The following is a 13773-nucleotide window of genomic DNA, read 5'->3' on the forward strand; positions in this document are numbered from 1 at the left end:
AGCGAAGCCCCCGATATCGAACAAGAGCGCCGCGACACGCACCGGCGGCCCCCTCTCCCGCTGGCGGGAGAGGGTCGGGGTGAGGGTCTGTCGCGACCCGAGCCTCAGTTCGCGGGCTTCGGCTGCGGGCCGTCCAGCGCGGTGAGGCGCTGCAGCACCCAGGCCGGGGCGCCCGGATTGGCGACGGCGAGCTTGTAATAACGAACCGCCTCGGCCTTGTTCCAGCGCTTCAGGCCCTTGCCCGTCTCGAGCGCCAGGCCGTAGCTCGCCTGGGCGAGATGATTGCCCTGCTCGGCCGAGGCCTTGTAGTACTTCGCGGCGGTCGCGTCGTTCTGGACGACGCCGGTGCCCTTCTCATAGAGCTGACCGAGCTTGAACTGGCTCCAGGCATTGCCCTGGTCGGCCGCCTTCTTGTACCAGGCGATCGCGGTCGGATAGCTCGGCGCGACGCCCTCGCCGGTCGCGTATTTGTCGCCCAGCGTATACTGCGCCCAGGAATTGCCGGCTTCGGCCGCCTTGCGGAAATTCTTCAGCGATTCCGCCGGGTTGGTCTTCATGCCGATACCTTCGGCCTGGAAGCGCGCCAGATTGTACAGCGCCCAGTTGTTGCCCTTGGCGGCCGACTTCCTGTAGAGCGCCGCCGCCTTGGCGATGTCCTTCGGCACGCCGGTGCCGTTCTCGTAGAGCGAGCCGAGGCTGTTCTGCGCCCAGTCATTGCCCTGGTTGGCGGCCTTGGCGTACCAGATAGCGGCCTGCTTCGGGCTCTTGGCGACGCCCTGGCCGTTCTCGTACATCTTGCCGACATTGACCTGGCCCCAGGCGTCGTTGCCGTCGGCCGCCTGCCGGTAGAGCGTCATGGCGCGGGCATAGTCCTGCGCGGCCAGCGCCTTGTCGCCCTCGTCGTTCGGCCCGGCCTTGGCGCCAAGGAGCGATCCGGCCATGAAGAGGCCGACGGCCAGCGCCCGCGCGGCCGATCGAATTCCAACGCTGTCGTAAGTCATGCCTTCGAACCGCCCCTCGCGGAGATCGCGCCCGAGGCCGCGGCCGGGGACCGATCGCATCTTGCCAATCCGGGCGAAGGCCGCTGCGCGAGGGCCCGCCGGATCGCGACATGGGTAGCGTCTGAACGTCGGCTTAACAAGGTGCCGTTAGGCCGACAATTGAACGAAAAGCGTGACATTCCAGCCACAGATTCCGGCCACGTCAGCGGCGCCCATTGCGCCCTCAAAGGCCGAGGTGTAGGCAGTTGCAGGTTCGACGTTTCTACTGTCATGTCCTTGATATTCTGTTTCTTAATAAGAAACCGATTTGGCTGACATAGCGTTCGCGCCACGAGCCGGTCGGGGGACTACTACGTGGAAAGTGGATCAGGGGGGCGGGCTGGACGACCGTCGGTCGAATTGCTGCGGGATCGCGCCCGGAGCAGGACCGTCGGCGCCGAACCCTCCGCTTTTATCCTTTCCGACTGTATCGCATTACGAAACAACCTCTCCCGCACGCTCGCTGATTTCGGCGTCGTCCGCCCCGGCCGCAGCAATCTGCCGCTGGGCATGATCGGCCACCCGCCTCCATCCGCATCCGGCAGTACTGCTCGTCGCTAGGTCCTCGGGAAGCCGCATGGCGTCCCGGAACTCACGGACGAGTTCCCGTCGATCGCCCGTTTCAGCCGGACCGACCCAAGCCCCGATGCCAATCCGCCACCGAGCCTTCACCAAGCCCAGGAGGAGCGAGCCCCCCGGGACGCACGAGCCATATCTCGTGCTGTTCACCATGGCTTGTTCGCTCGTTTCGGTCGGCGCGCTGGCCGGGTTCCTGTATGTGCTCGACGATGTCGGCCTCGTCGACCGCCTGCTTTATTGCGGATTGCTGCTCGGCCTCGTCTATTGCTGCCTCTCCTACCAGCTGAGCCGCTATGGCGCGGCACGGCGCGCGGAGCAGCACCGCGCCTTTTCCGAGCGCGACGTCGCCCATCTCTTCGATGACGACGCCCCGAGCGTCGCCATCCTGATCCCGACCTATCGGGAGGAGCGGCGCGTCGTCATCATGACGATGCTCTCGGCGGCGCTGGCGCGCTATTCCAACCGCCGCATCGTGCTCCTCGTCGACGACCCGCCGAACGATCCCGGCTCGCTGGAGCTGACGCTCTCCGCGGTCGACGACGTCTGGGAGATGCTGAACGGGCCGATGCAGGCGCTCCGCGCCGAGGCGGCCGCATGGCAGCGACGCGCCCGCGCCGGCCGGATCGACGCTGCCGCCGAGGCCGGGCGGCTGAAGCGCTGCTACGACCACGCCGCCTATTGCCTTGAGAATCTGGCCCGCGACCTCGAGGCGGAGATCTCGCCGGCCTTTGGCCATGTCGACCGCTTCTTCATCGACCGGATCGTGCTCGATCTCGCCGGACGCTACCGCGACACGGCCGAGCGCGTCGTGGCGAGCGAGCTCCCGGTCGCGGAAATCGCGCGCGAATACCGCGTCCTCGCCAATCTGTTCTGCACCGACATCAGCAGCTTCCAGCGCAAGACCTTCGAGAACCTGTCGCACGCGCCGAACAAGGCGATGAATTTGAACGCCTATATCGGCCTGATGGGCGGCAGCCACGTCGTCCGCCGGAGCGGGCGCCACGCCGTCCTCGAGCAGGCGCGGCCGGACGCCGCCGGCGCGATCGCGATCGCGGGCGCCGACTATGTCCTGACGCTCGACGCCGACAGCGTCATCCTGAACGACTACATGCTGCAACTCGTCCATCTGCTGCACGGCCGCCCGACGCTCGGCGTGGCGCAGACGCCGTACCTGACCTTCCCGAAAGGCACGTCGCCGGTCGAGCGGATCGCCGGCGCGACGACCGACATCCAGTATCTCGTGCACCAGGGCGCCACCTTCTTCGATGCGTCCTATTGGGTCGGCGCCAATGCGCTGATCCGCTTCACCGCGCTGGAACAGATCGCCCGCCTGCAGGTCGAGGGCGGCAAGACGCACAAGGTGTTCATCCAGGACGCGACGGTGATCGAGGACACCGGCTCGACCATCGACCTGCTGCAGGCCGGCTGGTCGGTGCACAACTACTTCGCGCCGATGGCCTACAGCGCCACGCCGGCCGATTTCGGCGCCCTGGCGATCCAACGCAAGCGCTGGAGCAATGGCGGGCTGATCATCTTCCCGATGCTGCTCAGGCAGTATCTCGGCAATCCCGGACGCTTCAGGCGGCTGCCGGAACTCATGCTCAGGACCAATTATCTGCTCTCGCCGATCATCGGCAATTTCGCCGTCTTCATGCTGATGATCTGGACGGGATCCGACGGCCGCGCGCTGGTCTGGACGCCGCTGGTGATGGTCCCCTACTTCCTGCTTTATGGCGGCGACCTCCGCCGCCTCGGCTATCGCTTCCGCGACATCTTCGCGGTCTGCGCGCTCAATCTGATGCTGCTGCCCGTCAGCTTCGCCGGCATCGCCGCCTCGATCCGCCAGATCGTCACCGGCAGGAAGGGCAGCTTCTCGCGCACGCCGAAGGTCGCCGACCGGACGTTCATCCCGCCCTATTGCTTCCTCTTCAACGGCTTCATGCTGCTCTTGATGCTGCGCTACGTGGTCGAGGGCCTGCTGTCCGGCCAGTATCTCGGCGCCATCGTTCCCGCCGTCAATGTCTCGCTCTATGGCTACGGCCTGCACCGCTTCATCGGTTTCCGCGACGGTTTCGCCGACCTGACCCTCGCGGCCCGCGAGCGGCTCGCCGCCGCGATGCAGCCGCTCACGGCCGCGATCGACGCGGGCCGGCAGAGCCTCGGCGTGATCGGCCGGCAGCCGGCCCGCGCCATCGGCGCGGCGGGCCTGTTCGCCCTCATCCTGCTGGCGCCGCTCAATGTCGCGCCAAGGCTTTCCAAGGACGACCTGATCGGCGGGGCGATTGCAAGCCAGAACCACGGCTTGGCGCATGCGGAGACGGTTCGGGCGCATCCCGTCGCGCGCGCCTCGGTCGCCGAAATGGACGCCGCGCGCACGCTGCTGACGAAGCTGTTGCGGAGGCCAGCCGATGGCCCGTGAGCGGACACACGCCTTTTCAACACCGAGACCGGGGCGCGACGCGTCCGGCCGGGACGACAGAATTTCGAAGAGCCCGCGGATCGCCGAGCGCGATCGCGTGCGGGCGCCATTCAGCCATACGACATCGCAGAGCCGGGGGACGACGTGAGACATTCAGAGAGCGGAAGGGGCTACGGCCATCGCCAGCAGAACCGCAGGGACGCCGCCATCGGGCGGATGGCGGACACGTCTTGGGCGTCAGGCGAGGCTTCGGCTTCGGGCTGGCGCACCGCCCTCCTCGGCAGCGCCGCCGCCGGCGCGATGATCCTGGCCATGGGCGCTCCCGCCTGGGGCGCCTGCATCGACGATGGCACGACGCGCAACTGCACCGGCGACCTCGCGGGCGGCGTCGACATCGACGAAACCCAGCCGATCACCAAGCTGACCGTGACGGCCCCCACCGGCGACATCACGCCGGAGGAAGGCGTCGCGGGCATCCGCTTCCTCTCGAACGGCGCCGTCACCATCGACAGCAATACCGGCCAGTTCGCGATCCACGCGACGGGCGAAGGCGCCGACGGCATCAAGGCGCAGAGCTACGAGGACGGCAACGCGAACATCGGCGACATCGGGATCAACCACACCGGCAAGATCACCTCCGACGAGGGGTTCGGCGTCTGGGCGGAGACGGATGGCGCGATCTCGCTGACCACCAACGGCGACATTGAGGCCGGCAAGGACGCGATCAACCTGCATGGCACGCTGGGCGGCGCTGTGACGATCGACGTCACCGGCGACCTGACCTCGACCGGCGGCGCCGGCATCGCCGCCTCGACCAATGGCAGCATCACGGAAAAGAGCCGCGGCGAGATCAACGCCGCGACGAACGGCATCGCGCTGCAGAGCTTCGAGACCGGCGCCGTCACGATCGACCACGGCGGCGACATCCATGCGCTCGGCGGCCACGGCATCTATGCCTCGGGCAATGGCACCGTCACCTCGACGAGCACCGGCGACATCCACGCCGGGTCGGACGGCATCCATCTGGAAGGTCACGGCTACGGAAGCCCGATGATCCTTTCGCATACCGGCGCGATCACGGCCGATGCAGGCTACGGCGTCTATGCCGACGCCCTCGTCAATGTCGACGTCCGGGTCAATGGCGCGATCGACGCCGGCGGCGACGGCATCTTCGCCAATTCGAGCGAGGGATCGACCACCGTCGATCACAAGGGCGGCTCGCTGATCGCCCGCAAGGGCGACGGTATCGTCGCCAAATCGCCGAACGGCGCGGTCATCGTCACCAATGCGGGCACGCTCCAGGCCAAGGGTTCCGGCATCTACGCGGAAAGCGGCTCCGGCCCCGTGACGGTCGGCCAGACGGGTTCGCTCGAATCCTTCGAAGGCAAGGGCATCTATGCCGCCTCCGGCAACGGCAATGTCGTGATCACCACCGACGGCACGGTGACGAGCAAGCTCGACGCCGTCACGGCGCAATCGGGCGGCGGCTCCGCCAAGTTCACCCAGGGCGGCGACGTCACCTCCTATGAGGGCAAGGGCATCGTCGTGACGTCGGGCGCCAGCTCGGCGACGCTTTCGGGCGGCGGCGCGGTCACCGCCAAGGGCGACGCGATCACCGTTTCGAGCAGCACCAGCGCCACGGTCAACCACACCTCCGGCGCGATCGAATCCGACCAGGGCTCCGGCATCAAGGTCAGCGCCATCGGCGGCACCGCCTCGGTCACCAATAGCGGCAAGATCACCGCCTATCAGGACGGCATCCGCTCGGAATCGAGCTACGGTAACACGATCAACCAGACGGGCGCCATCACGGCCTCGAACGGCGCCGGCATCTGGGCCACGTCCGGGACCGCCGCCGTCTCGGTCACCTCGAACGGCGCGATCGAGAGCAAGCTGACCGGCATCCACGCCAAGACCGGCAGCGGCAGCGTCACCGTCGCGCAGACCGGCACCGTCACCTCGAACGCCGGCAAGGGCATCGACGCCTATACGCCGAGCGGCGCCGTGACCATCGGCACCGGCAAGGTCGTCGCCAAGCTGGACGGCATCACCGCCACCAACGAGAGCGGTGACGACGTGAAGATCACCAGCGCCGGCGTCACCTCCTATGACGGCGCCGGCATCCTGGCGTCGTCCGCGACCGGTGAGATCACCATCACCAACAACGGCGCCGTCACGTCGCAGCTGGAAGGCATCAAGGCGACGAGCCTCGGCGACAGCACGGTCTCGATCGAACAGAACGGCGACCTGGCCTCCTATTCGAAGACCGGCATCACCGCCTGGTCGGCGACGGGCGCCATCAACGTGACCGGCACCGGCGCCATCACCGCCGAGCTCGACGGCATCAAGGTCGGCAACGAGGGCTACGGCAAGATCACCATCGACCGGACCGGCGACATCACGGCCTACAAGGGCCGCGGCATCATCGCCTCGTCGACCGATGGCGAAATCTCAATCAAGAGCGCCGGCAAGCTGGTCGCGGAAACCGACGGCATCGTCGCCACCAATGTCGGCGACGCCACGGTCAGCGTCACGCAGGAAGGCGACCTGACCGCCAACAAGGGCACCGGCATCGTCGCCTCGTCCACCACCGGCGAGGTCGCGGTCTTCAGCACCGGCACGCTCATCGCCGATCTCGACGGCATCGTCGCCACCAACCTCGGCGACACCAAGGTGAGCGTCACGCAGAACGGCAACCTGACCGCCTACAAGGGCACCGGCATCGTCGCCACCTCGACCACCGGCGAGGTGAAGGTCACGCAGACCGGCGTGCTGCTGGCGGATCTCGACGGCATCGTCGCGACCAATGTCGGCGAGACGGCCGTCACGGTCGACGCCGGGAGCATCACCGCCAACAAGGGCACCGGCATCATCGCCCAGTCCGCCCTTGGCGCCATCAAGGTCACCAGCGTCGGCGACATCTTCGCCGATCTCGACGGCATCGTCGCCAAGAACGAGGGGACCCGGTCCCTCAGCGTCTCCTCCCGCAACATCACCGCCACCAACGGCACCGGCATCGTCGCGACGTCGGCGCTCGGCGCCATCACCGTCGTCAGCGCCGGCAACATCACCGCCAAGGCGGACGGCATCTATGCCGCCAATGCCAGAGACGACGGCACGGTCTCGGTCACGCATGGCGGCGGCACCATCACCACCGACGAGGGCGACGGCATCCATGCCGAGACCGTCAACGCCGATATCGACGTCACCATCGACGGCGACATCAAGGCGGCGCGCGACGGCATCCGCCTGACCAGCTATGGCGACCAGACGGTCACCATCGACGGCGGCTCGGTGCAGGGCGGCGCGGGCTTCGCCGGCGTCAACTTCGACGGCGGCCACCTGAACTGGCTCACCAACAACAAGGGCGGCGACATCCGCAGCGCCGACGGCATCAACGGCCTCGCCATCTCGGCGCATGACAGCGACACGACGATCGTCAACAACGGCACGATCACCGGCAATGTCATCCTGAGCGACTGGACCAACCGCTTCGACAACGGCCCGGACGGCATCTTCAACATGGGCGACACCGTCCATCTCGGCGCCGGCAACACGCTGACCAACAACGGCGTGGTGACGATCGGCGGCGACGCCATCGCCACGACGGCGCTGAACGGCTCGTTCGTCAACGGCGCCGCCGGCACGCTGAAGATCGACGTCGACCTCGCCCATTCGACGGCCGACCGGCTCGACGTCTCGGAAAATGCCAGCCTCGCCGGCTCGCTCGGCCTGCACCTGACGACGCTCGGCACGTTCGGACAGACCTTCACGGTCCTGACGGCAGAGAACATCGCCACCAACGGGCTGACGGTCTCCAATCCGCTGGTGCAGTACCAGATCAACTCGAACAGCGATCATCTCGACCTGACGGTCGCCGGCTACGACTATCTGGCCCAGGGCCTGAACGCAAACGGCAAGGTGCTCGGCAGCTACTTCAACAGCACGATCGGCCATCTGCCGGCGCTCGATCCGATCGGCCTGGCGCTCCTGAACCTGACCACGATGGACGACGTCAACAACGCCTACAACCAGCTCTCGCCGGACGCCTATCTGAACGAGCAGATGACGGCGGTCCAGGATTCGCTCGGCTTCGCCACCAGCATGCTGAGCTGCAAGGTGCGCGACGGCGCCTATGCCTTCAACGCCGAGGGCGAATGCGCCTGGGGCCGCGTCGGCTACCGCACGTTCGACCGCGAGACGACGGCGGAGAACGCCGGCTTCGACCGCACCAGCTGGGAACTGGCCGGCGGCGCGCAATACGCCGTCAAGGACGACGTCCGCGTCGGCTTCGCCGTCGCGGCGGGCACCTCGAAGACCACCGGCGCCAGCGGCGCGACCAGCGACGGCAAGCGGCTCGAAGGCGGCCTGATCGTCAAGTACGTGCCCGGCCCGCTCACCCTCGCGGCGGCGGTCTCGGGCAGCTATGGCTGGTACGACAGCGAGCGCTCTGTCCGGTTCGGTGATTTCAACGAAGCGCTGAACAGCAAGCCGGAAGCCGGCTCGCTCAACGCACGGCTGCGCGCCGCCTACGACTTCGGCAACGACACCGTCTACATCCGCCCGCAGATCGAGGGCAACGCCACCTATCTCTACCAGGCGGCGTTCTCGGAGACCGGCGGCGTCGCGGCCGTCTCGGTCGACAGCGGCTCGCAGACCGTGTTCAGCGTCGCGCCGGAAGTGGAAGTCGGCGGCCAGGTCATCACCGCCGGCGGCACGATGATCCGTCCCTACGTCAAGGGCGGCGTCACGGCGTTCTCCAGCGACAGCTTCGCGCTCAACGCCCGCTTCGTCGCCGACACCTCGAACACCAGCGACTTCACCGTCACCAGCAGCACCGACCGGCTGCTCTGGAACACCTCGGTGGGCGTCGACCTCCTGTTCGAGAACGGCAACACGGTGCGCGCCTTCTATGACGGCAATTTCGGCCAGACCTCGACCGAGAACGCCTTCGGCCTGAAGGCCAGCCACAACTTCTGACGCGGCAACGCCAAACAAAAAGCCCCGGAGCGAAGGTTCCGGGGCTTTTTTGTTTTGGGCTACCGGTCCCGGCTAATGCACCGAGGCATACATGATCTGTTCCTGCGTGACGTCGAGCGGCGAGAATTCCTCGACGATGCGGCCCTGGCGGCAGACGAGGATGCGGTCGGAGAGCGACAGGATCTCGGGCAGGTAGGAGGAGATGACGACGACCGCCAGGCCCTGGTCGGCCAGTTCCTCGATCAGCGCGTGGATCTCCGCCACCGCGCCGACATCGACGCCGCGCGTCGGCTCGTCGAAGATGACGAGCTTCGGCTTCTGCACCAGCGCCTTGCCGATCACCACCTTCTGCTGGTTGCCGCCGGAGAGCTCGATGACGCGGGCTTCCGCGTCGATGCTGCGGATCGCGAGCCTCCCGCTCCAGACCTCCAGAAGCGCCTTCATCTCCTTGTGGCTGACGATCGGCAGCCGTTCGAGGCCGGCCGCCAGCAGGCCGGAATAGAGGTTCTCGGCGATCGACATCGTCTCGAAGAAGCCCTCGAGCTTGCGGTCCTCGGTGACGTAGACGATGCCGTCGCGCACCGCCTCGCGCGGCGTCGCATAGCGCACCAGCTCGCCGCGATACTCGATCGAGCCGCCGCGCAGGAAATTGCGCTTGTAGACGCCGGCGATGATCTTGGCCGTTTCCGTCCGGCCGGAGCCGACCAGCCCGAAGATGCCGGTCGTCTGCCCCTCGAAGATCGAGAACGACGTGTTGCGGACCAGCGCCCCCATAGAAATGTCCTCGACCGACAGGATTTTTGCGCCCGGCCGGCGGACGGTCTGGCGCAGCCGCGCGCCCTCGACGGCGGGACGGCCCACCATCGCCTGGACGATCCTCGCCTGGTCGAAATTGACGGCGAGGTCGGTGATGACCTTCTCGCCATCGCGCAGGATGGTGATCCGGTCGGCGATCTCGAGCGCCTCTTCGAGCGCGTGGCTGATGAAGACGATCGTCACCCCGCGCGCCTTCAGCCGGGCGACGAGGGCGAAGAAGTGCCGCCGCTCCTCCGGCGTCAGCGTCGCGGTCGGCTCGTCGAAGATGATGATCTTCGCATTCAGCCGAACGGCGCGGGCGATCTCGACCATCTGCCGTTTGGCGGCGCCGAGCGTCGAGACGTTGGCGGTCGGATCGACGGTGAAATTCAAGGATTGCAGGAACTGCTGCGCCGCGATGGTGATGCCGCGGAGCCGGTTGAACGCCCGCTCGTGCCCGAGATAGAGGTTCTGCGCCACGGTCATCGAGGGCACCAGGCTCGTCTCCTGGAACACCATGGCGATGCCCTGTTTGAGCGCGTCGGCGGGGCCGGCGAAGCGGACCTCCTGGCCCCCATAGACCAGCGCGCCAGAGCTCGGCTCGATCACGCCGGCGAGCATCTTGGAGAGCGTCGACTTGCCGGCGCCGTTCTCGCCGAGCAGCGCATGCACCTCGCCGGCGCGGAGGTCGAAATCGATCGGCTGGACGGCGACATTGCCGTGATAGGCCTTCGAGATCGCCTTCGTCTGCAGCACGACGGTCATTGCGGCTCTCCCTTGCCGAGATCGACGATCAGCCCGGCCCCGGTCACCGTCGCCAGCACGGCGTCCTCCGTCTCCAGCACCGAGGTCAGGCCGTGCCGCGTGCCGTCCGAGCGGCTGTGGAAGCTTTCGACCGGCTGCAGCGCCGCATCGAGCCGGACCGCGAGCCCGTAGGAGCGCGACGGCGCCCAGGGCTTGTGCACGCCCATGGTGCGCACGGCGCCGCATTGCAGCGGCTCGAGGAAGCTCGTCCCGGACGAAAGCGTCGGCGCGATCCAGTTTTGCCGCTCGACGGTTGCCAGCATGTCGCGGCGAAAACGATCCTCCTGCAGCACGAACTCGATCAGCCGGTTGCGCGGCGCGAAGACGGCGAGCCAGAAGCCGCCGTCGCGCGCGGCGGAAAGCCGGCCGGCATAGCCGGGGATCCGCGTCAGCACGGGTATCGGCCGCTTGCCGGCCTCGAGACGCACGAGGCGATGGGCAAAGGCCTCGCTGACATGGATCGTCCCGTCCGGGCCGGCATGGACGCCGGACGGCCAGGCGAGATCCCGGGCCAGCAGCGTCGCCGCGCCGCTGGCAAGATCGAGCTTCCAGACCGAGCCGGTGGCGCGCTTCTCCATCAGGTCGACGACCCAGTCGGAAGGCGCGTGCCGGGCCGAGCCTTGCGCCACCACGATCGTCGTCGCGTCGAGCACGGCGATCGCGGTCGGCGAGACGAGCGGCTCGGATCCCAGCCGGTCGAAGGTCCGGCCGTCGCTCGCGCCACCGAAGAGGACGATCCGGCCGCTTTCGAGCGCCACGACCAGCGTCTCGTCGTTCAACGCCGCGAGCGCGCTCACCGGTGCGTCGAAGCGGGCGAGTTCGCGTGTCCCCCCGCCCTCCAGCGCGTGGACGACGGAGCCGGCGGAAAAGACCGGCCTCCCCGCCCAGAGCAGCAGATTGTCGGGCGCCTCGTGCGCGAGGCGGACCGGCGCTTCCTCCAGCGCCGTATTCGGCTTGAAGGCGCCGTCATAGGGCGGGATGGTGATGGCCCGACCGCGGAACGGGTCGAGCAGACGATCGAGCAGCCTCATGTCGCCGCTCCCCAATAAGCGTTCCAGCCAGTCCAGTTCGGATCGGCGCCCGGAATGGCGATCCGGCCGATCCGGTTGTTGAGGATGCCGCCGATATAGAGATGGCCCTTGTGCTCGCGCATCGAGGTGACCATCGGATGGCTGGCGCCGCCGAGATCGCCGAGCGTCGCGAGGATCCGGCCGTTCTCGTCGAACTTCACCACACCGCCGGTGTTGATGTTGGGAAACAGCCACTCGTCCTGCGGCAGGCGGCGGGTCATGCGCTTGCGCATGCCGGGATCGCGCAGCGCCAGATCGAAGCTCGGCGTGCGCATGCCGAGCCAGGCCATCCAGTAGCTGCCGTCCGAGGCGCGGTTGATGTTGTCGGGATAGCCGGGCATGTCGCGGATGACGGTCTCCAGCGTTCCCGCCTTCGGCCCCTCGATCCAGTAGCGATGGACGGCGCAGGCCCAGGATTCGGCGATCAGCAGCGACTGGCCGTCATGCGCGAGGCAGACGCCATTGGCATAGCGAAGCTTTTCGAGCACCGTCCGCGTCTTGCCGGTCGCGGGATCGTAGACCAGCAGCCGTCCGGTCGGCCGGCTCTCGATCGAATCGAGCGCCCATTCATGCGCGTCGTAGCGGGTGGTCGAATCCGTGAACCAGACCCGGCCCTGGCGATCAATGTCGCAATCATTGGGATCGCGCAGGCGGGCGTCGTCGACGACTGAGAGCAGCGATCGGCGCGTCTCGGTCGACAGCTCGCGGACGCCGCCGTTCGGCGCGACCGAATAGAGCCCCATCGCGCCGACGCAGGTCTTGATCGAGCCGTCGCGATCGAGCGCGAGCCCGAGCGGGAAGCCGCCGATATGAGCGAAGACTTCCGAGCGCCGGTAATCGGGCGCGAAATAGCGGACGATCTCGCCATGCCTTGTGCCGGCATAGAGATTGTCGTCGCGGTCGAGGACGATGTCCTCCGGCCCTTCCAGCTCGCCGAGGCCGATCGCCTCGGCGCCGGCGAGCGCGTTGTCGAGCGCATAGGGCGTTCCGGAACCGGGCACGGCGGAAATGGCCGGCTGCATCGCATGGTGCACCGGCGCGACATAGACTTCCGAGACGACCTTCTGCCGGTTCTTCAGCCAGCGGACGTCGACGACGATGGCGAGCGCCAGCATCAGGCCGAGGATCATCTGGTTGGTGCCGGTGCCGGCGCCCAATCGGATCAGGCCGTTGTTGATGATCAGCACGGCGACGGCGCCGATCAGGCCCTTGGCGATCGAGCCGCGGCCGCCCCCGAGGCTGTTGCCGCCGACGACGGCGGCCGTCAGCGCCAGCAGCTCCAGCCCGAGGCCGGAGCCCGGCCCGACGCCGGAGAGCCGCGCGGCGAACAGGAAGCCGGCCATGCCGCAGGCGACGCCGGAAACGACATAGGTCAGGAACACGGTGCGGCGCACCGGGATGCCGATATTGTAGGCGGAGCGGCGCGCGCCGCCGACGGCGCTGATGTGCCAGCCGATGCGCGAGCGCGAGATGACGAGATGCGCGATCAGCGTGAAGGCGAGCGCGATCAGCGCGCTGACCGGAATGCCGGCGAGCGAGCCGACGCCGAGCCAGTCGAAGCTGTCGGAATAGAACTGCGAGCTCTGGATCTGCTTGCCGTACTGGATGATCAGGATGTCGTAGAGCGAGCGGCCGATGATCAGCGTGACCAGCGTGGTCAGGAAGGCGCGCAGCCTCAAATAGCCGACGAGATAGCCGTTGAAGGCGCCGAACAGGCCGCCGGCGCCGACCGCCGCCGCGAAGGCGAGCCAGGGCGAACCCTCGCCGATATAGATGACGGCGAGCGCGGCGAAGGCGGCGAGCGCGAAGATCGATCCGACGGAGAGATCGATGCCGCCGCCGATGATCACCACCGTCAGGCCGATGACGACGAGCAGGAACTCGCCCAGTTGCCGCGAGGTGTCGAGCAGGCTGCCGGCGCTGAAGAAGCCCGGAATCAGCGTGCCGAAGATGGCGATGACGGCGACGAGAAAGGCGAAGGGGACCAGATTGTCGGCCCAGTTCTTGACGAGGATCTCGCCGACAAGATGGGTTGGAATCCGGTTGTAGCGAAATCGGGTGACGGCCTCGCGCAGGGACATCCGAA

The 13773-nt window shown here is 67.4% G+C and carries 6 protein-coding genes; 2 read left to right on the forward strand and 4 right to left on the reverse strand.

Features of this window, described 5'->3' with window-relative positions:
- Nucleotides 1-104: 104 nt before the first annotated feature.
- Nucleotides 105-1061 (reverse strand): tetratricopeptide repeat protein, encoded by a 957-nt coding sequence (locus AC6HZP_RS23270; RefSeq protein WP_497524748.1) that lies wholly within the window; start codon nucleotides 1059-1061, stop codon nucleotides 105-107.
- 709 nt (nucleotides 1062-1770) lie between these two features.
- Here AC6HZP_RS23270 and AC6HZP_RS23275 point away from each other — a divergent pair.
- Nucleotides 1771-4038, forward strand: a complete 2268-nt coding sequence (locus AC6HZP_RS23275) for a glycosyltransferase family 2 protein (protein WP_497524749.1) — start codon at nucleotides 1771-1773, stop codon at nucleotides 4036-4038.
- Between the two features lie 144 nt (nucleotides 4039-4182).
- A complete protein-coding gene (locus AC6HZP_RS23280) occupies nucleotides 4183-9018 on the forward strand; it encodes an autotransporter domain-containing protein (protein ID WP_497524750.1) in 4836 nt (1611 codons plus the stop codon).
- A 72-nt stretch (nucleotides 9019-9090) separates the two neighbouring features.
- Here the strand turns inward: AC6HZP_RS23280 and AC6HZP_RS23285 are convergent, their stop codons facing one another.
- From AC6HZP_RS23285 to AC6HZP_RS23295, 3 genes are read right to left on the reverse strand one after another with little or no spacing between them, the layout of a single operon-like run.
- The gene (locus AC6HZP_RS23285) at nucleotides 9091-10578 is read right to left on the reverse strand and encodes a sugar ABC transporter ATP-binding protein (RefSeq protein WP_497524751.1); all 1488 of its coding nucleotides are present in this window, start codon (nucleotides 10576-10578) and stop codon (nucleotides 9091-9093) included.
- Nucleotides 10575-11648, reverse strand: coding sequence for an SMP-30/gluconolactonase/LRE family protein (locus tag AC6HZP_RS23290; RefSeq protein WP_497524752.1), 1074 nt, complete (start codon nucleotides 11646-11648; stop codon nucleotides 10575-10577). Before AC6HZP_RS23290 ends, AC6HZP_RS23285 begins: the two co-directional genes overlap by 4 nt.
- Nucleotides 11645-13768, reverse strand: coding sequence for an ABC transporter permease (locus AC6HZP_RS23295; RefSeq protein WP_497524753.1), 2124 nt, complete (start codon nucleotides 13766-13768; stop codon nucleotides 11645-11647). The genes AC6HZP_RS23290 and AC6HZP_RS23295 overlap by 4 nt, the downstream gene beginning before the upstream one ends.
- Nucleotides 13769-13773: the final 5 nt, after the last annotated feature.

Source organism: Kaistia sp. SLG-1 (genome assembly GCF_059699055.1).